This window comes from Stenotrophomonas sp. DR822 (genome assembly GCF_019793815.1).
Taxonomy (GTDB): Bacteria; Pseudomonadota; Gammaproteobacteria; order Xanthomonadales; family Xanthomonadaceae; genus Stenotrophomonas; species Stenotrophomonas indicatrix.
The window spans coordinates 119,804-139,499 of record NZ_CP081826.1 but is presented as its reverse complement, the minus strand read 5'-3'; the positions used below and the strand labels follow the sequence as shown (position 1 = coordinate 139,499).

18 protein-coding genes are annotated in these 19,696 nt (G+C 66.0%); 4 read left to right on the top strand and 14 right to left on the bottom strand.

Annotated features, from left to right (window positions below; all coding sequences use genetic code 11):
* Nucleotides 1–2,727 carry a TonB-dependent receptor gene (locus K5K93_RS00735; protein WP_222389152.1) on the bottom strand — a complete coding sequence of 909 codons (2,727 nt, stop codon included), beginning with the start codon at nucleotides 2,725–2,727 and terminating at the stop codon, nucleotides 1–3.
* 219 nt (nucleotides 2,728–2,946) lie between these two features.
* Between K5K93_RS00735 and K5K93_RS00730 the strand changes: the two genes are divergently transcribed.
* Nucleotides 2,947–3,552 (top strand): GNAT family protein, encoded by a 606-nt coding sequence (locus K5K93_RS00730; protein ID WP_093819196.1) that lies wholly within the window; start codon nucleotides 2,947–2,949, stop codon nucleotides 3,550–3,552.
* On the opposite strand, the gene K5K93_RS00725 is transcribed toward K5K93_RS00730, so the two are convergent.
* Nucleotides 3,549–4,322, bottom strand: a complete 774-nt coding sequence (locus tag K5K93_RS00725) for a CDP-diacylglycerol diphosphatase (RefSeq protein ID WP_261311890.1) — start codon at nucleotides 4,320–4,322, stop codon at nucleotides 3,549–3,551. The two genes, K5K93_RS00730 and K5K93_RS00725, sit on opposite strands and share 4 nt — an antisense overlap.
* 68 nt (nucleotides 4,323–4,390) lie before the next feature.
* On the bottom strand, nucleotides 4,391–5,053 hold the full coding sequence (locus K5K93_RS00720) for a decarboxylase (protein ID WP_222389150.1): 663 nt from the start codon (nucleotides 5,051–5,053) through the stop codon (nucleotides 4,391–4,393).
* 168 nt (nucleotides 5,054–5,221) lie between these two features.
* Between K5K93_RS00720 and K5K93_RS00715 the strand changes: the two genes are divergently transcribed.
* A complete protein-coding gene (locus tag K5K93_RS00715) occupies nucleotides 5,222–5,515 on the top strand; it encodes a hypothetical protein (RefSeq protein WP_222389148.1) in 294 nt (97 codons plus the stop codon).
* A gap of 49 nt (nucleotides 5,516–5,564) precedes the next feature.
* Here the strand turns inward: K5K93_RS00715 and K5K93_RS00710 are convergent, their stop codons facing one another.
* The 8 genes from K5K93_RS00710 to K5K93_RS00675 all read right to left on the bottom strand — a co-directional run bounded on the left by K5K93_RS00710 (nucleotide 5,565) and on the right by K5K93_RS00675 (nucleotide 14,101).
* Nucleotides 5,565–6,431, bottom strand: coding sequence for a hypothetical protein (locus K5K93_RS00710; RefSeq protein ID WP_222389146.1), 867 nt, complete (start codon nucleotides 6,429–6,431; stop codon nucleotides 5,565–5,567).
* Nucleotides 6,432–6,561: 130 nt separating this feature from the next.
* Nucleotides 6,562–7,167, bottom strand: coding sequence for an SMI1/KNR4 family protein (locus tag K5K93_RS00705; RefSeq protein ID WP_222389144.1), 606 nt, complete (start codon nucleotides 7,165–7,167; stop codon nucleotides 6,562–6,564).
* A gap of 92 nt (nucleotides 7,168–7,259) precedes the next feature.
* A complete protein-coding gene (gene dld / locus K5K93_RS00700; RefSeq protein WP_222389143.1) occupies nucleotides 7,260–8,966 on the bottom strand; it encodes a D-lactate dehydrogenase in 1,707 nt (568 codons plus the stop codon).
* A complete protein-coding gene (gene lldD, locus K5K93_RS00695) occupies nucleotides 8,963–10,102 on the bottom strand; it encodes an FMN-dependent L-lactate dehydrogenase LldD (protein WP_222389142.1) in 1,140 nt (379 codons plus the stop codon). The genes dld and lldD overlap by 4 nt, the downstream gene beginning before the upstream one ends.
* Before the next feature lie 4 nt (nucleotides 10,103–10,106).
* The gene (gene lldR / locus K5K93_RS00690) at nucleotides 10,107–10,871 is read right to left on the bottom strand and encodes a transcriptional regulator LldR (RefSeq protein ID WP_032975263.1); all 765 of its coding nucleotides are present in this window, start codon (nucleotides 10,869–10,871) and stop codon (nucleotides 10,107–10,109) included.
* Nucleotides 10,872–10,924: 53 nt separating this feature from the next.
* Nucleotides 10,925–12,583, bottom strand: coding sequence for an L-lactate permease (gene lldP / locus K5K93_RS00685; protein WP_222389140.1), 1,659 nt, complete (start codon nucleotides 12,581–12,583; stop codon nucleotides 10,925–10,927).
* A gap of 177 nt (nucleotides 12,584–12,760) precedes the next feature.
* Entirely contained in the window at nucleotides 12,761–13,210 is a 450-nt protein-coding gene (locus tag K5K93_RS00680) for an MgtC/SapB family protein (RefSeq protein WP_032975262.1), read from the bottom strand.
* A gap of 132 nt (nucleotides 13,211–13,342) precedes the next feature.
* A complete protein-coding gene (locus K5K93_RS00675; protein WP_025878504.1) occupies nucleotides 13,343–14,101 on the bottom strand; it encodes an SDR family NAD(P)-dependent oxidoreductase in 759 nt (252 codons plus the stop codon).
* Between the two features lie 127 nt (nucleotides 14,102–14,228).
* On the opposite strand from K5K93_RS00675, the gene K5K93_RS00670 reads away from it, so the two are divergent.
* Together K5K93_RS00670 and K5K93_RS00665 are read left to right on the top strand one after the other, a co-directional pair.
* Entirely contained in the window at nucleotides 14,229–14,561 is a 333-nt protein-coding gene (locus tag K5K93_RS00670; protein ID WP_222389138.1) for a hypothetical protein, read from the top strand.
* 91 nt (nucleotides 14,562–14,652) lie between these two features.
* Complete coding sequence (locus K5K93_RS00665) at nucleotides 14,653–15,606, top strand: helix-turn-helix transcriptional regulator (RefSeq protein ID WP_222389136.1); 954 nt, start codon at nucleotides 14,653–14,655, stop codon at nucleotides 15,604–15,606.
* A 150-nt stretch (nucleotides 15,607–15,756) separates the two neighbouring features.
* Here K5K93_RS00665 and K5K93_RS00660 read toward each other — a convergent pair whose 3' ends face one another.
* From K5K93_RS00660 to K5K93_RS00650, 3 genes are all read right to left on the bottom strand, one after another.
* Nucleotides 15,757–17,667 carry a CocE/NonD family hydrolase gene (locus tag K5K93_RS00660; protein ID WP_059064464.1) on the bottom strand — a complete coding sequence of 637 codons (1,911 nt, stop codon included), beginning with the start codon at nucleotides 17,665–17,667 and terminating at the stop codon, nucleotides 15,757–15,759.
* Nucleotides 17,668–17,868: 201 nt separating this feature from the next.
* The gene (locus tag K5K93_RS00655) at nucleotides 17,869–18,255 is read right to left on the bottom strand and encodes a DUF4440 domain-containing protein (protein ID WP_222389134.1); all 387 of its coding nucleotides are present in this window, start codon (nucleotides 18,253–18,255) and stop codon (nucleotides 17,869–17,871) included.
* The gene (locus tag K5K93_RS00650) at nucleotides 18,255–19,613 is read right to left on the bottom strand and encodes an MFS transporter (protein WP_222389132.1); all 1,359 of its coding nucleotides are present in this window, start codon (nucleotides 19,611–19,613) and stop codon (nucleotides 18,255–18,257) included. Before K5K93_RS00650 ends, K5K93_RS00655 begins: the two co-directional genes overlap by 1 nt.
* Nucleotides 19,614–19,696: the final 83 nt, after the last annotated feature.

Sequence of the window (19,696 nt, the reverse complement as noted above, 5' to 3'; positions counted from 1 at the left end):
TTAACGGAACCGGTAATCCAGCTGCACCCAGAACTGACGGCCATACGGGTCGTAGTTGCCGACCGGATAGAACGGCCAACCGCCACCGTTCTTGTCCGCCGGCGGGCGGCTGTCGCGCAGGTTGTTGACGATCACGCCCACCGACAGGTTTTCGCCGAACTGGCGGAACACGCTGGCGTTGTAGGTCATGTACGGTGCGATGCGGCCACTGCCATCGGTCTTGGGCAGCGAGCCGAAACGGTTGCCATACAGCGTCGTGGTCCAATCGCCCTGGTTCCAGGTGACGCTGCCATTGGCCTTGCTGCGCCACTGGTAGTCATCCAGCGAATTGCGGATGTCGCGCACTTCGTCATCGGCGAACTGCTTGTACTCATGCTCCAGCACCAGGGTGTAGGCCAGGCGCGTGGTGAAGCGGCCATAGCGGCCCGCATCGAAGCGCCAGTTGCCCTTCAGGTCGATGCCGCGCACCGACTCCGATGCCGCATTGATCGGGTTGATCAGTACGCGGGTCACCTGGTCCGGCTGCACGGTGGCAGTGGAGGGGTTGCGGATCACCCGCGACAGCGCGTCCTGGCACAGCGACGAGCTGATGTCGCGCGCTTCGCCGCCGAGGGTGCGGCCCAGCCGGCAATCGGCCTCATCACGCAGGATGCGGCTGGTGTCGAGGCTGGTCACTTCGTTGTCGATGCGGATGTCGTAGTAGTCGGCGCTGAAATCCAGCCCGGACAGTGGCGACCAGACCACGCCGAAGCCGTACGATTTGGCCGACTCCGGCTGCAGCTGCGGGTTGGCGCGGTTGCTGTAGTCGATCGACAGGCCGTTGTAGTCGCAGTTGTCATACGACTGGCCGGCGGTGCGGCAGCGCCAGTAGTCGGTCATGCCGGGGTTGTAGCCTCGGGTCTCGGTGGCGAACACATAGTTCATGTCCGGCGCACGGAAGCTGGTGGCCGCGGTGCCGCGGATCAGCAGGCTTTCGATCGGACGGAATTCGACACCGAAGCTCCAGGTCGCCTTGCCGATATGCTCGCCGCCGGCGCGGTACTGGTCGTAGCGACCTGCCAGGGTGGTGGTCAGCGACTGCAGCAACGGCAGCTGCAGTTCAACACCGGCCGCATAGCGGTCACGTTCGCCACCAGCACCGATGCCGGCGCTGGTGTTCCAGAATTCGCCGGTGCCCAAGCGCGGGTCCGGGCGGTTGCGGTAGCCCTGGCTGCCCGCTTCGACCACCGCGGCCAATGCGGCATCGCCACCGGGCAACGCGAACAGGCGGCCGTTGACCGTCGCGCTGAAGGTCTGCAGCCACGCGGCATTGCGGCTTTCCTGGTAGTCGGACAGGCGGCCGTACTCGTCGGGCGTCAATGGCTGGAACAGGCGCGCAGGGTCTGGTGCGTAGACCTCCACACCGTTGCGCACGCCCAGCTGCGGGCCCAGCAGGTACTCGTTGATGCCGGCCAGCAGCACCGGGCGGCGCGTACGGTTCTCGTAGCGCGAGCGGCTGTAGACGGCCTCGTAGTCCCAGCCGCTGTCGCCGATCTGGCCACGCGCACCGACGTTGAACGACCACGAGCTTTCCAGGAAGCGATTGGCATTGCGCGGCAGGCCGCCGATTTCCTCCGGCGCGAAGCGGCGGTACCAGCTCTCCAGGTTGCCCGTGTTCTGGTTGTAGAAGTAGTTGCGTGACGAGGTCCAGGTGGGCGCACGGGTATTGTTGTTGATCCGTGCGCTGCCCAGCGCGACATCGGCGAACAGGTCGGTGGTCTCGTTGACGTGGAAGGTCAGCAGGCCGTAACCGTTGAGGTTGCGCTTCTCGGTCTGCACGGTCCAGTAGCTGGCAGCGGCTTCGTTGCTGCCGCAGTACCAGCCCTGCCGCGGGTTGTTGGCGCGCAGCACGCTGCCACCGTAGATGGCCGAAGCCGCATTGCAGCCGGCGGCGCCCGGATCGATGTTGCGACCGGTGGCTGCGTTGCGACGATAGGCGACGGCCGTCGGCTGCGGCGCCTTGCCGGTGGGGTCATCGTCCAGCGAATCCATGAAATCGCGCTGGCGCGCATGGATCGCCTTGCGCACGTCCAGTTCGAAGCCGAACAGGCCTTCCCAGCGGTCGCCCGAGCTGCCTCCCACCACCTGCACGCGCTGGTTGTCACCACCGCCCTGCTGGGTGCCGCCGGCACGCACGTTGACGTCCACGCCGTCGAAGCGGTCCTTGAGGATGATGTTGACCACACCGGCGATGGCATCGGAGCCATACACCGCAGATGCCCCTGCGGCCAGCACCTCGATGCGCTCGATCAGCGCACTGGGGATGTTGGCCAGGTTGACCACGTTCACCGAGCCTTCGTAGGCCAGCGGATAGTCGGCCTGACGGCGGCCGTTGACCAGCACCAGCGTGCGGTTCGGGCCCAGGCCACGCAGGTTGATGGTGTTCGCCGCCGGGGTGAAGGTATTGCCGAAGTCCTCGCCCTGCACGTTGCCGGTGTTCTCGGTGAGCGCGCTCAACGCATCGAATGCATTGCGATAGCCCTGCGCATCGATCTGCTCGCGGCTGATCACCGTGACCGGCGACGGCCCCTCGACACTGGCACGCGGGATGCGCGAGCCGGTGACCTTCACTTCCTGCAATGAGGTGGGTGCGCTTTCCTGCGCGAAGGCCGGCAACGAGGCCAGCATCAGGGACGACAAGGCAAGCACCAGCGGACGCGGGCGCAGCGCCAGGGGAGAGGCGGACATGGGCTTCCTGGGGGAGTTGGGCGGGTGGTCCGGGGCGCTGGCGACGGTGCGCGCATAACGATCCCGTAACGAAAGTGTCCTGAACGGATGGTTGCAACGGAAATGACCAGGCTTGATGGCGTTATGCCTGAACCGAATCAGACCGCAGGCAGCGACCGCACTGCATTTGCAACTTCTTTCATTGTTCCCCCTCGGCGGCCTGCGGCATCGTCCCACCCCATGAACCGGTATTTCCCTACTTCCCTGCCACCGCTGCGACCGGTGCTGCGCCGCCACCTCCTGCTGCTCCAGCACGGGCCTGTGGTGCTGCGCCCGCTGCAGCGTTCAGACCTTTCCGCCTGGCGTCACCACTATCGTCAGGTCGAACGCAGCGGCAACCCGCCTGACCATTTCGATGCCGAAGCCCATTTCCTCTGCGGTGTTCAGCGTTCGCAGCTGCAACACGACAACGATCAGTTGCTGCTGGGCAGCTTCGACGCAGCGGGTGAGCTGCTGGACCAGTTGAACCTGCGCCTGCATTGCGCGCATGCGCGCAGCGTTGAACTGCGTTGGCTGCATGCCGCAGGCTGTCCCCAGCGGCGGCAGCTGCACGCTTCGTTGCAGGCGCTGTGCACGTTCCTGTTCGAACAGGTGGGAATCCGTCGCCTGTTCGTGCTGCTGCCGCCCGATGCAGGCAGCGCGCTGGTCGCTACCCTGCAGGCGATCGGCTTCGAGCGCGAAGGCCTGCTGCGCGACCACCACCTGGATGTCGAAGGCTGGCAGGACCGCCAGCTCTACGCCCTGACAGCCCCTGCCTGGCGGCAACGGCAGTCAGCAGAGAACTAGCGCACCCGCTCCAGCGAAGCATCCGCGCCGGTCAACACGCTGCAGGCATGGTCCTGCAGCTCCTCGGCGCTGGCATCGTTGTCGCTGCCGGGATCCAGCTGCGTGGCCAGCAGGATGAAACCCGGCGCGCCATGCACGTCCTCGTGCCCCGCCACCAGCAGGCTCCATTGGCCAACCCTGTCCACACCGCTCAGGCCATAGGCCAGCAGGTTGAGGGGATTGGCAGTCAACGCCTCGCCCGGCAGCAACCGCGCCTGGTATTGATGGCCGCGCAGCCGTACCGGCAGCGGTGCCCACTGCGTGCCGAGGGCCGCGCGATTGTCTTCCAGCGCCCGCAGCACGTCGGCGCGCAGGCAGTCGACGTGGATGTGCAGCTGGTGCTGCGAACGTCCATGCGGCGAGTTCAATGCCAGGCTGGCGACGCTGCGCGGCAACCGCTGGCCAAGTGCCTGCTCGGTACGAGCGCGGGCCTGCCAGGCGGCAGCAAAGTAATTGGGTGCCCCGCGCCGGTACAACGCGGGACTTTCGATGCCACTGACCTTGTCCAGCGGCATCAGCAGGAACTGATAGCGGCCGTGTGCGTCCTTGACCAGCACATCGCGGTGATCAACGGCCGGGCGCACCTGCAGACAATCGCCGCGTGGCGACTGTGCGCCCTGGCAATCACGTTCGATCAGGCGCCACAGCGCATCCGAGTGGGCCGGTGGCGGCGCAGGGGGCACGCTGGCACAACCGACCAGCAACAGCAGGGGCAGCAACAGAAATCGCACGGCAACAACTCGCAGGATCAGGCGCGCAGGCAGCGCCGCGCGCCATTCTAGCCAGTGGGATGTGGCAATCAGTAGGTGCCGAACGGCACTTCAACCACGACCGGGGCGCCGGCAGGCAGCACCTGCAGGGTGTACCGGTCCAGTGCGCCGTCATCATCGGCCAGCGGCTGGCGGTGGAACTGCAGGCGATAATGGCCCTCGCCCACGCGCACTTCAGTGCCATCAGCAGCCAAGGCGGCAGCGTCGGGCAGCAGCAGCCCGCCCAGGTCGCTGTAGGCGCCGGCAACATCGGCGAAACCATAATCGGCCAGTTCATCCACCCGCTGCATCGCATAGACATGCGGCAGATACGGGCGCGCGGGGCTGCGGCCGTTGCTCAGATCGGTCACCCCGGCCTGCGGCAGGTGGTACTGCTCGCGCAGCGCGGCAACACCCAGCGACTCACTGTCCACCTGCAGGCAGCACACCGTGCGCTTGCCTTCACGGTCGAGGATCGCGAAGCGATCACCACGGGTTGCGGCCTGCGGCAGCATCGCGAACGCCAGGTTGCGCTGCGCCGGCTGGTAACCGGCTTCGGTCTGCAGGTTGCGCCAGCCACCAAATACCGGCGCTTCGGCCGCGGGCGCTGGCGCCGGTTCGGCAGCCATGGCTGCCACTGCCATGCAGAGCAACGACAGCACTGCCGTCGCCTTCACTGCGTTCTGCCTGCCACGGAAACTGCCTGACCTCATACCGGACCCAACACCTGCACCGGAGTGGCCCGGCCTGCCCGCCGGCACGTTGCCGGCAACGCCGGCCACTATGCAGTGCGGCGGCCGCGCGGGCAATGACCCGAACGCTGCCGGGTTTCGCGCGGTCAGTGCTATCGTGCCGCCAATCCCCTGCGCAGGAGCGCCCGCATGACCATCCGCCTGACTCTGTTGCTGCCCGCCTCGGCCTTGTTGCTGTCGGCCTGTGTCAGCACTCCCGGCCCGGAGGTCAAGGGCAGTGGCCGCTGCGATGCCAGCCAGCTGGGCTGGGCCATCGGCCAGCCGGCCAACGAGCCGAACATCCGCCGCCTGTCCAGCGAAAGCGGAGCCGGCATGGTCAACCCCATCGGCCCGGCCACCATCACCAGCAAGGACATCCGCCAGGACCGCCTGCGCGTGTTCGTGGACAAGGACAACATCATCACCGCCACCCGCTGCGAGTAAGCGCGTCACGGCCGTTGCGCAGAGCCGGGCTTGCGCCCGGCTCCATGGTTCAGGGCTCGGTGTAGGCCGAGCACTCCGGCAGCGGCTGGTCCGGCTGGTACGCCCCTGACGTGAAGCGGAAGGTGCGCGTGTAGCTGCATTGCGCATCCTGTTCGGTGCGCAGGTCCTTCTTCGTCAACCGCCCCTTGGCCAGCGAGTCCCGCTGCGGTGATACCCCGGCTGGATAGTTGGTGGCCCCGGCCTGGTAGCGCAGTACGGGCATGTCCTGCGCTTCGGCTGCCAGCGCAAGTTCCGCATCGAAGCTGTACTCGTCATGGCAGGCGCCGGCACGCTGATCAAAATCGCGCTCGCTGAAACAGGCCCGGATCATCTTGTTGGCCGACCACGCAACGGACAGCACGTCGGCGTCCACCTGGATGCCATCGTCGAGATGACGGATGCGTGCCAGGTGCAGGGTCGATGCGCTGGCACCGCCGCCGGAATACATCGCACGGGCCTCCACCAGACCGCCGACAAGCACGTTCTGCAATGCGGCCTGTTGTGGATCGGCCACGGCCTGGGCTGCCCCGGCGCCGGGAGCCAGGCGCACGATGAAGGGCCAGACCCGCAGGTCGCCATCGTCAACCACGTCGATGGGCACGTAGCGCATCTGCGGCTCGCCTTCAGCATCCGCGCGCTCGGCAACTTCCAGCGAGGCCGGCTGGTCTTCGCCCGCTGAAGGCAGCGCCTGCACGCACCACTGGCCATCAGCAGTGCAGTAGCGCTCCGGGCCGTCCGGCCCCTGCCCGCCCTGCAGCAATAGCGCTTCAAGTCGGTTGCCTGCGGCATCGTGTTGAACGGGCGCGGCAGCCTCCGCAAGCAGCGGAGCGGACAGCAGCAGCGTGCTCAGCACGGTGCGAACAATCGTTCTCTGCATCGCAATTCCTGCGCATCGGTGCGTGCCTAGGGAACACGGATGGTAACGCAGAGAAGAACGGGCTCCCCGAATCAATTTCCGATCACGTCGCGAGCAATGCAGGGAGCCATCAAGAGAGCGAAATCCAAGGCTATCCGCTGATGCTACGCAGAATCGCAGGAGGAGCAAAACCATCATCGGCCATGGATTGCAGGTCGCCGTCATTCCAACGCGACTGTTGGATCCACTCCAAGGCCTTCGCCACAAAATCATCAAAAGTACGTGCGAGAAGATATTTCGTATCTTCGTCGGCGCCAAATGCAATCATCTGACCCTCAGCCCCTCCCGCATCCGGATCGAAGTCCAGGCCCATATGATTTCCACCACCATCATGCGTGAGCGGTATCCAGCGCGCATTCGTGTACATGGGCTTCACCACCCCAGGGGGGCTAGCCTCCATGAACTCAGCGCAGTCTTCGTTCATCCCGTCAGCCTCGATCTCCCGCCATCCCTGCCACTGTCGCAGGATCTCCGCTATCGAGAGCATCTGATTTCCGAAAAGCAGCCCGAACCCATCCTGTCCGTCGTGAATCATCAGCATCTGCTTCAGCAGATCTGGCAGAACAACTCCCAGCTTGGTCTCCAGTCCAATCAATTCACTTTCGGAAGCTCCTGGCCGTAGCTGCATCTCATCCAGACAGTTCTTCTCGAAAAGCGACGCCTTGATGGACACCCATATTTCATTTGCGCTCTGCATCGATCCTGTATCCGCCTAAGGCAAGGGCTCAGGCTAGTGCCAAGGCGATGAGTCTGGAATACAAAGAATCCGAATTTTCGACGAGTTCACCATCAGTGCCCGTCGCAGTCGCAGCTGCCCCACCCTCTCGCCTTCGACGTCTGGCCGATGCCGGGGTTGAAGGTATTGCTCGGGTCCAGCGTGCGGTAGAAGCCGGCCAGCGCCGGCTTGGCCGGATACAGGTGGCCGACGTTGTGCTCGGCCGGGTACTCCGCGCCGCGCTGGTCCAGCAACGCCCACATCGCATGCTCGATGGCCATCGGATCTTCCCCCTTGCGCGCGATGTAGTCCTGGTGGAACACATGGCACAGGAAATGGCCGTAGTACAGCTTGTGCAGCAGGCGCACATCAATATCGGCTGGCAGCTGCTCGAACCAGTCGGCGTCATCGCGGCGCAGCGCAATGTCCAGCGCGACGATGTCCTGCACCTGGTCGCGATGCACTTCGCGGTAGCGTACCGCCGCACCGGCCACCGCGAAACGATGCAGGAAGGCCTTGCGCCCTTCGTCCGCCGTGCAATGGAAGTAGCCGCCTTCGTGGTCGTTGAAGAAGCCGCGCAGCCAGGCCTCGGTGGCAGCCGCATCCTGTGCGGAAACCTTCAGCAGCAGATGATGCTCGTAACGCTGGCGGAACTCGCCCATGCGCTTGGGCAGGTGCGAGGGCAACAGGCCGGTCAGCGCCTGCATCACGCGGTCGGTGACACCGCGCAGGCCCAGCCGTTCGAACCAGCCATCAACCCGGCTCTTCAGTGCGAATGCGGCCGGAACGCGCGCGGTACCGAGCGTGTCGATCAGCAGGAAACTGTCCTTGCCGTAGCGCTCGCCGATGTCATAGGCATCCCGGTGGATGTACTCGCCGGCGATGGGCAGGCGCTCGAAGCCGGTCAGCAGCTGGCGGCGGATCGCGGTCAGGCTGTCGGTGCGGTTGCTGCCGATATAGAAGACCTCGGCGGCCTCCTTCTCGAAGGTATCCAGGCGCACGGCGAACACCGCCAGCTTGCCGGCAGATCCGGCCGCCTCGAAATGGCGGCTGGGGTCGGCGTTGAAGCGTGCCGGGGTATCGGCATCGACCTTGCGCACTTCCTGGGCGTAGCGCGGATCGGAGGCGGCACGGCCATCACCGTCGCTGACATCGGCAGCGCTGTAGTCACCGCTCTGCAGGCGTTGCAGGATCTGCTCGGGCGTATCGCCCAGCGCGATGCCCAGATGGTTGACCAGTTGCAGTTCACCCCGCGCGTCGACCTGCGCATACAGCGCCAGTTCGGTATAGGCCGGGCCGCGGCGCACCAGCGCGCCACCGGAGTTGTTGCAGATGCCGCCCAGCACCGAGGCGCCGATGCACGACGAGCCGATCACCGAGTGCGGCTCGCGGCCCAGTGGCGCCAGCGTCTGCTCCAGCCGGTCCAGCGTCGTGCCGGGCAGGCACAGCACCTGGCGGCCTTCGTTCAACAGCTGGATGCCGGTCAGGCGCAGGGTGCTGACCAGCACGATCGGCCGGCCGTAGTCGTCGCCGTCCGGGGTGGAACCGCCGGTCAGGCCGGTATTGGCCGCCTGCAGGATGATCGCGGCCCCGCCCTGCACCGTGGCCTGCAGCACGTTCCACAATTGCAGCAGCGTGCCCGGGCGTACCACCGCCAGTACCGGGCCATCACCGAAGCGATAGCCGCGACGAAAGCGACGGGTGGCCTTGTCGCCGGTCAGTACGTGGCGGTCCCCCACCGCGGCACGCAACTGTTCCAGCACCGTATTGCGATCACTCATGGCAGGCGCACCAGCGAATCACGGCCGATGTCGGCAATGCGATGCGCGCCGGTCAGGGTCATCGCCACGCGCATTTCCTTGGCGATCAGGTCCAGCAGGTTGGCCACGCCGGCCTCGCCCTGCGCGGCAAGAGCGTAGACGAACGCGCGGCCCAGCAGCACGGTGTCGGCGCCCAGCGCCAGCATGCGCACCACGTCCAGGCCGGTGCGGATGCCCGAATCGGCGAGGATCTTCAGGTCACCCTGTACGGCGTCGGCGATGGCCGGCAACGCCCGTGCGGTGGACAGCACGCCATCAAGCTGGCGGCCGCCATGGTTGGAGACCACGATGCCATCGGCGCCGAACGCCACCGCATCACGCGCATCGTCCGGGTCGAGGATGCCCTTGATCACCATCGGGCCTTTCCAGAACTCACGGATCCACTCCAGGTCCTTCCACGAAATGGACGGATCGAAGTTGCTGCCCAGCCAGCCGATGTAGTCCTCCAGGCCCGTTGGGTTGCCACGGTAGGTGGAGATGTTGCCGAGGTCATGCGGGCGTCCGCGCAGGCCCACGTCCCACGCCCAGCGCGGATGGGTGATGGCCTGGCCGATGCGGCGCATTGCAGCGTTCGGACCACTCATGCCCGAGTGTGCGTCGCGATAGCGCGCGCCCGGCACCGGCATGTCGACAGTGAATACCAGAGTGGTTACACCGGCCGCCTGCGCGCGCTCCAGCGCATTGCGCATGAAACCGCGATCGCGCAGCACGTACAGCTGGAACCACATCGGGCGCTGGATCGCCGGGGCGACTTCTTCGATCGGGCACACCGACACCGTGGAAAGCGTGAACGGAATGCCGCGGCTGTCGGCTGCACGCGCGGCCTGCACTTCGCCGCGACGGGCATACATGCCGGTCAGGCCGACCGGTGCCAGTGCCACCGGCATCGCCTGCTTCTCGCCGAACAGCTCGGTTTCCAGGCTCAGGTCGGACATGTTGCGCAGGACGCGCTGGCGCAGCGCGATGTCGGACAGATCGGACACGTTGCGCTTCAGCGTGTGCTCGGCATACGCGCCACCATCGATGTAGTGGAACAGGAACGGCGGCAGCCGGCGTTCGGCTGCGGCACGGTAATCGGTGGAGGCGGAGATGATCATGGGGTCAACCGTGTGGGGAAGGTAGACGTGAAGCCCGCGCACGCCGGGCTTCGTTGTCATCGAGGGTGCGCAGGGTGGTGTGCACGAACTCGAGGTGGGCATGCGCGGCGGCGCGCGCACGTTCGGGGTCGCCGGCCAGCACCGCATCCATCATTTCGCGATGCTGGTCGGACAGCGGCGAGAAGGTCCTGGCCGAGGTGTAGAGCTTTTCGCGGCTCTGCGAGATATTGGTCTGCAGCAGTTCGAACAGGCCGCGCATCACCTGCAGCAATACCAGGTTGTGCGAGGCCTCGGCGATGGACAGGTGGAAGGCCGCATCGGCCTGCGCCTCACCGGCGGGGTCGTCCTTGCCATGCGCATCCATCATGGTCTGGAACGCCTGGGCGATGCGTGCGCGGTCCTCGTCGGTGGCGCGCAGCGCGGCGTGCCAGGCCGTGGCGCCTTCCAGCGCGTGGCGGATTTCCAGCACATCGAAGCGGTATTCCGGGTCCCCCTGGAACAGCGGCAGGTACGGCACCAGCGGTTCATCCAGCGCCTGCCGCGCACGTGCGGCGGGCTCGCTCACGTAAGTGCCACCGCCTACCCGCGCGGTCAGCAGACCATGGCTGGACAACTGCGCGATGGCCTCGCGCAGCGCAGTGCGCGAGACCCCCAGCTGAACGGCCAGCGTGCGCTCGGCCGGCAGCCTGTCGCCCGGCTGCAACTGCTGTTCCTGCACCAGCGCACGCAGCTGCGCGGCCACCTTGTCCGAAACCCGTTGTGTGCTCATGGCGCCATTGTGGCCCGAAGCACGCCGCTGTTGGTCGGCCTGTACTGCATGGCTCAGGGAATCATCCAGGTCAACCAGTAGGCCTGGGCCAAGGTGATCAGGCCGACCATCGTGGTGAAGATCAGGCTGTGCTTGACGGTGAAGCGGAACAGGTCCGACTCCTTGCCGGCCAGGCCCACCGCCGCGCAGGCAATGGCTATGGACTGCGGCGAGATCATCTTGCCGGTGACACCGCCGGTGGTGTTGGCCGCTACCAGCAGCACGTCGGACACGCCGATCTGCTGCGCGGTGGTCGCCTGCAGCGCCGAGAACAGTGCATTGGACGAGGTATCCGAACCGGTCAGGAACACGCCCAGCCAGCCCAGGAACGGCGAGAAGAACGGGAACGCCTTGCCGGTGTGCGCCAGTGCCAGCGCCAGCGTTGCCGACAGGCCCGAATAGTTGGCGATGAAGGCGAACGCCAGCACCATGCCGATCGAAAAGATCGGCATGCGCAGTTCGCGCACGGTTTCAGCGAAGGTCTGCAGCGCCGAGCGCGCCGGCATGCGCAGGGCGATGATCGCAATGATTGCGGCAAGGATGATCGAGGTACCCGTGGCCGAGAACCAGTCGAACTTGTACACCGCCTCATAGCTCAGCGGCGCATCGACGATCGGCGGCATCTTCTGCACCAACTGGTCCAGGCCCGGCACCGGAATCTTCAGCACCCAGCCTTCAAGCGGGCCACCGGCTGCGAACAGCGACTTGAACGGCTTGATGCTCCACACGGTGACCATCGCAGTGAGGATCAGGAACGGCGACCACGCCTTGGCGATCTGGCCGACGCTGTGGCGCGGCGCCTCCATTGCCTGTGCGGCCGCCTCGGCGCTGGTTTCGGTATCGAAGCGGAAGATCCGTGCCGGCTTCCAGCGGCGCAGGAACAGGGTCAGGCAGACCAGCGACGCCAGCGAGGCGGTGATGTCCGGCAGTTCCGGGCCGATGAAGTTGGAGGTCAGGTACTGGGCGATGGCGAACGAACCGCCGGCCACCAGCACCGCCGGCCAGGTTTCCTTGACGCCGCGCCAGCCGTCCATGATCGCCATGATCCAGAACAGCACGATGACAGTCAGGAACGGCAGCTGGCGGCCGGCCATCTGGCCGATCTCGAAGGCATCCAGGCCGGTCACCTGCCCCCCCACGATGATCGGGATGCCCATCGCGCCGAACGCCACCGGCGCGGTGTTGACGATCAGGCACAGGCCGGCCGCATACAGCGGCTTGAAGCCCAGCCCGACCAGCAGCGCGGCGGTGATCGCCACCGGCGCACCGAACCCGGCTGCACCTTCCAGGAAGGCACCGAAGGCAAAGCCGACCATCAGCATCTGCAATCGCTGGTCCTCGGTGACCGACAGGATCGAGGCACGGATGACGTCGAACTGGCCGGTCTTGACCGAAACCTTGTACAGGAACACCGCGCCGATGATGATCCAGGCGATCGGCCACAGGCCATAGACGAAGCCGAAGCCGGCCGCGCCCAGCGCCTGCGCCACCGGCATGCGATAGAACAGCAGCGCCACGGCAAGCGCGATGGCCACCGTGAGGGTGCCGGCGATCCAGCCCTTCATGCGCAGCACGGCCAGGGCGATGAAGAAGAAGGCGATCGGCAGCAGCGCGATCAGGCTCGACAACCACAGATTGCCGGCGGGGTCGTACACGTGTTGCCAGGGCTGCATAGGGCTCTCGACAGGAACAGGAGGTTCCCCACCGGGTGGGGGCGTCGGGCCCGCCATATATTGGTCGTACCACATTGACCAACAATCGGACCGCAGGCGCGAATTGAACCTCCAATCCTGCCGACAGCCTATTAGACCATAGGGCTATACGGAATTATTGGTAGTACCATTTAGCGGTTACAACTTCTTTTCCACCCGCCGTATCAACGCCAGCACCAGCACGCACAGTACGCTGACACCGAGCGCGATCACGTACTTGCCGATGCCCACGGCAATACCGATGGCCGCAGCCATCACCAGCGAACTGGCGGTGGTGAGCCCGCTGACCTGGTCTTCGCGATTGCCGCGCAGGATGGTGCCGGCGGCAACGAAGCCCACGCAGGCCACCACTGCTTCGATCAATCGCACCGGGTCGACCTGCAGCAGATCGCGGTAGCGTTCCTGCTGGAAGTGTTCGGCCACCGAATCACCGAGGCCGACGATCAACGCGGCGGCACCGGCAATCAGCATGTGCGTGCGCAGGCCGGCAGCGTGCTTGCCCATCTCACGTTCAACGCCCAGCACGCCGCCAAAGACCATGGCGGCGGCCACGCGCAGCAGAATGGACATGTCCTGGGTAAGTTCCATGGGGAGGCTCCGGAAGTTTCCCGGAGCGTTGCCCGGCGGCCGTGGGACGGGGGTGAAGGCGATGGCACGCCCTCTTCACCGGGCGATGCCGCCTTGTTCCATGCAACGGGAGTTGCCGGCCAGCGGCCGGCACTACTGCGCCAGATAACCACCGTCGATGGCGTAGTAGGCACCCGTCGCGAACGAGGCATCGTCGCTGGCCAGCCAGGCGACCAGCGCGGCCACTTCCTGCGGCGTTCCCAACCGCTTGAGTGCATGCCGGCCTTCCAGGGTGGCACGCACTTTGGCGTCCATCTTTTCCAGCAACGGCGTGTTGATGAAGCCCGGGCCCACCGCATTGATGCGGATGCCATCGGCAGCGTGCTCCCATGCAGCCGTCTGGGTCAGGCCGACCACGCCGTGCTTGGCGGCCGCGTAGGCGGTCGAACCGGCATACCCGACCTGGCCCAGGATGGAGGCCATGTTGATGATGCTGCCGCCGCTGCCCGCCGTGCGCATCGCCTGGATCTGCGCCCGCTGGCACAGAAACACGCTGGTCAGGTTCACATCGACCACGCGCTTCCAGCCATCGATGGGATAGTCGCCGCTGCTTGCCGCTGGCCCGCCGATGCCAGCGTTATTCACTGCAACATGCACGCCGCCCAGTTCCTTCACCGTGCGCTGCACCGCCGCTTCCACCGCCGCCTCGTCGGTGACATCCAACGCGACACCGATGGCCTCGGCACCCTGGTTGCGCAGCGTGGCCACCGTGGCATCCACCGCATCCTGCTTCAGGTCCCACACCGAAATGCGCGCACCCGATGCAGCGAGCGTTTCCGCTACCGCCAGGCCGATACCGGATACACCGCCGGTGACGATCGCGGTTTTTCCGTTGAGTCGGTAATCAATCATCTGTGGTCTCCATCTGTTGGGAAATCGATTCGGACAAACCGTCCGACCTCACCGACACTACGCCCTTCTTCGTGACGAAAGCGCTGCATGCGGGATACTTGCGCGCATGCCCGCCACCTGAGCTTGCATGCGTACAGCCTGCGTTCCACTTTCTGCCGATGCCGAACGGCGGCTGGATACCGATTCCTGCCTGCCTGGCGACCTGTACGAAGTGATGCTCAGCGATGCCACGGTCGATCTGCTGTTCGACAGCGGCTTCCTCACTGCCCTCAATACCCGGTTCGGCCTGCTCTTTGACCACTACGAAGACGAATCGATCACCCGTCCCGAGCAGTTACAGTACGCACGCGCATTGCTGCGCGATCTTCAACTTGGCCGTAAATGCCAATCGATTGACCCGTTGGATATCGCATTCGGGCTCGCATTGGAGAAAATGACAGGAATCTATTTCCAACTCTGAAAGCGCAGGACCGATCCGCGCTGCAGGTGCACGATGGAACGTGCGGGCACATCGTCGCCGGCACCCATCATCCATGGTTGAGCGCCGAGCGATGTCCCGATATTTCACGTTTGCCGATTACCGCCGTTTTGGCCAGCGACACGGCTATGACTACCGTGCCGATCCAGGCCACCTGCGCGAAGAACAGTGGGCCGGTCACGGCGACCTGCACGAACAGACCCTGCGTGGCGGCATGAGCCTGCTCGCCTCGGATGTGCACAACCGCATCGCCTACACCGCCACAGCGCACGAACGGCCCGGCCTGGTCATCCGTGTGATGCTGCAGGGCCAGGTCGACGTGCAGGTTCCCAACCGCAGTGACTTCAGCCTGCGCGCAGGCACCGCAGTGACCACCAGCCACCGCGACCATGTGGCAATGGTCGGCGTCCATCCCGGCAATATGCGCTTGCGTGGCATCAGCCTGATGGTGCCAGCCGATCTGGACCCGGACCTGCTGCGGCAACCGCAATTGCAGCGGGCATTGGGTTCACACATGGAATGCAGGCACTGGGCGATTCCACACGCGATGCTGCCGCCTCTCGCGCAGCTGTTCGACAGCCCCTGGCAGGATGGCCTGGACGCGCTGTGGCGCGAGGGCATTGCCCTGCAGTTGCTGTCCACCGGTCTGCAGGCCGATGATCTGCACGCCGAAGGTGCGCGTGCGCTGCGCAGTGGCCAGCGGGCGCGGCTGGAACGCGTACGGACGTTCCTGTACGACGATCCTGGCCATGCGCACAGCCTGCTGGAACTTGCCCAACTGGCCTGCATGAGCCCCAGCGCACTGCGCCGGCACTTCGTCCAGGCGTATGGCTGCTCGGTGTTCGACTACCTGCACGAACAACGCATGCGACATGCCGAGCAGGGCCTTCGCGAATCCGGCTGGAGCGTGGAACAGGCGGCTGCGGAAACCGGCTATCGGCACCCCAGCAACTTCGCTGCCGCATTCCGCAAGCGCTTCGGGCTGGTGCCCAGCCGCTGGCGCACCGGCCCTTCGAAGGTTGGTTGAAGCGCATCTGCCCGGGCAGGTGTCGACCTTGGTCGACACGCTTTCGCACCATCGCGTTGCCGGCCAGCGGCCGGCACTACCTCACCCGGCACTACCGACATCGCGCGACCGGGGTAGCGCCGAGCCGTGCCCGGCGTCATCCCCTCTGTCTCAGTACACCGGCAGTTCGATGTAACTGGCCTGCGCGGCGCTGTGCCATACCCGCTGCGTCGCCTTCTGGTAGTCACCCGGCTTGGCCAGGTAGATGTTCGGCACGTAGGTCTGTGGGTTGCGGTCGTACAGCGGGAACAGGCTGGACTGCACCTGCACCATCACCCGGTGGCCCTTCTGGAAGGTGTGGTTGGCATTGGGCAGGTCGAAACGGTACGGCAGCACCTGGTTCGCCGCCAGCGCCTTGGGGTCGCTGAAGCTCTCGCGGTAGCGGCCACGGAAGATCGCCAGCGACACCGGCAGCTCATAGCCGCCCATTTCCGGTGTCGATGCCTCCTGGTCGGGATACACGTCGATCAGCTTCACCACCCAGTCGCTGTCGGTGCCACTGGTGGACGCCTGCAGGTTCACCACCGGCGTACCTCCGATGCGCAGCGGTGCGGTCAACGGCTCGGTGATGAAGGTCAGCACGTCGGGACGTCCATCGACGAAGCGCTGATCCTTGACCAGCCAGGTGGTCCACATGTCGCGGTCGCCGAAGCGCACCGGACGCGGTACGAACGGCACCGGCTTGGACGGATCGGACACGTATTCCTCGAAGTCGCCCTCGCCCGCCGCCGGCGCCTGGAACGCCAGCTTGCCACCGGCACGCAGGTACAGCGGCTTGCTGTTTGCCGCGCACGCCTTCTCGCAGCTGCGCGGCCAGCCCTGCAGGCGGTCCCAGTGGTTTTCACCGGTGTTGTAGACCAGCACTGGTGGCGTATCGGCCTTCGGCGCGCCATCCACCAGGTACTGGTCGAAGAACGGCTTGAGCACGTCGCGGCGGAACTGCAGCGCGGTATCGCCATCGAATTTCAGCGCCCCAAGCTGGCTGCCGTCATAGTTCACCTGGCTGTGCCGCCACGGGCCCATCACCAGGTAGTTGTGGGTGTTGCCGGTGTCGCGCCCTTCCATCGCCTGGTAGGCGTGGTTGGCACCCCACATGTCTTCCTGGTCCCACAGGCCCTGCAGCCACATGGTCGGCACCTTCAGCGGCGTCTTCGCCATCACCGCATCCAGCGCCTGGCCCTGCCAGAACGCATCGTATGCGGGGTGCTGTACCAGCTTTTTCCACCAGGTCAGCTGGTCCACGCCGGTAAAGCGGGCGTAGTCACCGGCCGAGCCGATGCGCAGGAAAGTGCTGTAATCGTCGTAGCCCAGCGACGGCAGCGGCGTGCCCTTGCCCCGCTTCTCGGTCTGCATCGCGAAGTAGTTGAAATTGACCTGGCGGAAGGCACCGTAGTTGAGCCAGTCGTCACCCATCCAGCCATCGACCATCGGGCTCTGCGGCGCGGCCACCTTCAGTGCAGGGTGCGGATCGGTCAGCGCCATCACCACGGTGAAGCCTTCGTACGACGAGCCGAGCATGCCGACCTTGCCGTTGGTCTCCGGCACATGCTTGACCAGCCAATCGATGGTGTCCCACGCGTCGGTGGAATGATCGACCTTGGTACCGTTCAGTGGCCCACGCAGCGGCCGGGTCATCACGTAATCGCCTTCGGAGCCGTACTTGCCACGGATGTCCTGGAACACGCGGATGTAGCCGCCATCGACGAACACTTCATCGCCCTGCGGCAGCAGATCGCGCATGCGCGGCGAATCGCTGCGGCTGGCGCGGCCGGCGGCGTCGTACGGTGTGCGGGTCAGCAGGATCGGTGCATTGCGGGCACCCTTGGGCACCACGATCACCGTGTACAGCTTGGTGCCATCACGCATCGGCACCATCACCACGCGCTTGTCGTAGTCGCGGCCCACATCGGGGGCGACGAAGGGTTTTCCGCTGATGTCCGGGGTCATCGGCGGCGTGTCGGCGGCCAGCACGGCGCTGGACAGGCTCAGGGCTACGGCAACAGCAACGGCACGCACACGCATGGACGACCCCTCGGGCAGGAAAGGCCCCAGCCTACTCCCGTAGCCCCCGGCAAAGCGTGTGCCTGCTTTGCATTCTGCGGCGTTTACAGGCAGGACTGATGGCACATGTGCGGTCTGCTGCCGCTGCGCTCACCGGGCATGGCCCGGTGCTACCCGTTCACGGCCAACCACGGTAGCGCCGGGCCATGCCCGGCGGATCCATCACGCCACCGGTACTTCATGCAGGGCAAGCCAGCGCCAGCGCCCTCGTTCCTGCCGCAGCACTGCCAGCGATTCCCGCCATTCGGTTTCTCCCCCACCCACGGCATGTCCCTCGCGATAACGCAGCACCGCCAAGGGCGACGGCGCTTCCACCGCCTGCACGGCCTCGATGGCGATCCGCAGTCCCGGCCGGCCGCCGTGTCCGCCCACGAACAGCGCCTGCACGGCGGCGCGGTCCAACCTGCGACCGGAGATGCCGACCATGCTGAAGTCCGCGCAGAAATGTTCCATCAGATCAGCCAGTGCATCGGCCGCGACCTCTGCGCGGAACCAGGCCTGCAGCGTGTCGTGCAGCAGGTGGATTTCGTGTTCGGCGGTCATGTCCATCAAGCAGTCTCCGGAGCGGAAAGGGAATGTAGCTGCGACCGGCGCAGCAGCGCCAGCGGCAACAGGGTGAGTACGGCCGCCAGGCCCAGCGCCACGCCGGTGGCATGCGCCGGCCACCACTGCATGGCCAAGGCCAGCAGCAGAGCAATGGCGGCGGTACCCAGGCAGAAGCTGAGCTGGCGGTTGAGGTTCCACAGTGCACTGGCATCGCCCAGCGCCTCGGCGTCCACACCCTGGAACGCCAGCGTCTGCGCGGTGCTGCTGCACAGGCTGCCGCCAGCGCCCATCAGGGCGAACAGCATGGCGGCCAGCGCGAAGGGGGGCTGCGATTGCAGCGCCATCAGCAGCAGACCGCTGGCCTGCAGGACCATGCCCAGCCGCAGCACCGCGCCCGGCCCGAAGTGCGCCAGCAATCGCCGGCTGCCGGTGATTGCCAGTGCCGAGGCCAGCGCCCACGGCAACATCAAGGCGCCGATCTGCGCGGCGCTGTAACCGGCGTGGTTCAACTGCAGGGTACTGGCCAGCTGGCTACCGATGAACACACCCGGCACCGCCAGATAGACCAGCATCGCCATGCGCAGGCCTCGATGGGACAGCAGCGACCAGCGCAGCAGCGGCTGCGGCTGCCGGCGTGCATTACGCAGGTGGGCGGCGGCCAGCACTGCTGCCAGCAGCAGCAACCCTGCGCCGGCGAAGCGATGGTCGGGCTCACCCAGCCAGGTCAATGCCAGCAGCAACGCGCCCAGCGCAGACATCGCGGTGGCCAGTGCATAGCCCTGCAGGCGTGGCGCACTGCGCAGGCCATCGGCCGGCATCCACGCCAGCACCAGGGCGATCGCCAGCACCGCCAGCGGCAGGCTGGCCCACAGCACGCCGCGCCAGGACAGCCACTGCACCAGCAGGCCGCCAAGAGCCGGTGCCAGTGCCGGCACCAGCAACGCCACCAGCAGGATGCGCCGGGTCAGCGCACCGCGTTGCTCAGGCGTGCACTGCCGGTACGCCGCCGCCTGCGCCACCGGAATCAGCAGCCCGCCAGCCAACCCCTGCAGCAGCCGCCAGCCCAGCAGCCAGCCGATGGACGGCGCGGCGCCGGCCAGGCCCGCAGCCACTGCGAACAGCACCAAGGCAGCCAGCAGCAGGCGACGCTCGCCGCAGCGCGCGGCCAGCCACGGGGCGAGCGGAATCACCACGCTCAGGCCCAGCATGTAAGCCGTGCCCACCCAGGCCAGGGTGCCGATGTCCGCATGCAGCTCGGCCGCCAGCGCCGGGTAGGCCACGGTGGCGATGAACATGTTGACCAGGTCCAGGGCGAACACCAGCAGGAAGATCGCCTCATGGCGCAGGCGTGGGGAAGGCATCAGCAGGCTCCGGCAGCGAAGGCGACAGCATCGCGGACCAGCGTTGTTGGAAAAACACGACGGCAGCTGCAACACTGTCAAAC

Excerpts from the sequence above, each read along its gene's own strand:
- K5K93_RS00735 (WP_222389152.1), bottom strand. The coding sequence starts at position 2,727 with ATGTCCGCCTCTCCCCTGGCGCTGCGCCCGCGTCCGCTGGTGCTTGCC.
- K5K93_RS00730 (WP_093819196.1), top strand. The coding sequence starts at position 2,947 with ATGAACCGGTATTTCCCTACTTCCCTGCCACCGCTGCGACCGGTGCTG.
- K5K93_RS00720 (WP_222389150.1), bottom strand. The coding sequence starts at position 5,053 with ATGAGGTCAGGCAGTTTCCGTGGCAGGCAGAACGCAGTGAAGGCGACG.
- K5K93_RS00715 (WP_222389148.1), top strand. The coding sequence starts at position 5,222 with ATGACCATCCGCCTGACTCTGTTGCTGCCCGCCTCGGCCTTGTTGCTG.
- K5K93_RS00710 (WP_222389146.1), bottom strand. The coding sequence starts at position 6,431 with ATGCAGAGAACGATTGTTCGCACCGTGCTGAGCACGCTGCTGCTGTCC.
- K5K93_RS00705 (WP_222389144.1), bottom strand. The coding sequence starts at position 7,167 with ATGCAGAGCGCAAATGAAATATGGGTGTCCATCAAGGCGTCGCTTTTC.
- dld (WP_222389143.1), bottom strand. The coding sequence starts at position 8,966 with ATGAGTGATCGCAATACGGTGCTGGAACAGTTGCGTGCCGCGGTGGGG.
- lldD (WP_222389142.1), bottom strand. The coding sequence starts at position 10,102 with ATGATCATCTCCGCCTCCACCGATTACCGTGCCGCAGCCGAACGCCGG.
- lldR (WP_032975263.1), bottom strand. The coding sequence starts at position 10,871 with ATGAGCACACAACGGGTTTCGGACAAGGTGGCCGCGCAGCTGCGTGCG.
- lldP (WP_222389140.1), bottom strand. The coding sequence starts at position 12,583 with ATGCAGCCCTGGCAACACGTGTACGACCCCGCCGGCAATCTGTGGTTG.
- K5K93_RS00680 (WP_032975262.1), bottom strand. The coding sequence starts at position 13,210 with ATGGAACTTACCCAGGACATGTCCATTCTGCTGCGCGTGGCCGCCGCC.
- K5K93_RS00675 (WP_025878504.1), bottom strand. The coding sequence starts at position 14,101 with ATGATTGATTACCGACTCAACGGAAAAACCGCGATCGTCACCGGCGGT.
- K5K93_RS00670 (WP_222389138.1), top strand. The coding sequence starts at position 14,229 with ATGCGTACAGCCTGCGTTCCACTTTCTGCCGATGCCGAACGGCGGCTG.
- K5K93_RS00665 (WP_222389136.1), top strand. The coding sequence starts at position 14,653 with ATGTCCCGATATTTCACGTTTGCCGATTACCGCCGTTTTGGCCAGCGA.
- K5K93_RS00660 (WP_059064464.1), bottom strand. The coding sequence starts at position 17,667 with ATGCGTGTGCGTGCCGTTGCTGTTGCCGTAGCCCTGAGCCTGTCCAGC.
- K5K93_RS00655 (WP_222389134.1), bottom strand. The coding sequence starts at position 18,255 with ATGGACATGACCGCCGAACACGAAATCCACCTGCTGCACGACACGCTG.
- K5K93_RS00650 (WP_222389132.1), bottom strand. The coding sequence starts at position 19,613 with ATGCCTTCCCCACGCCTGCGCCATGAGGCGATCTTCCTGCTGGTGTTC.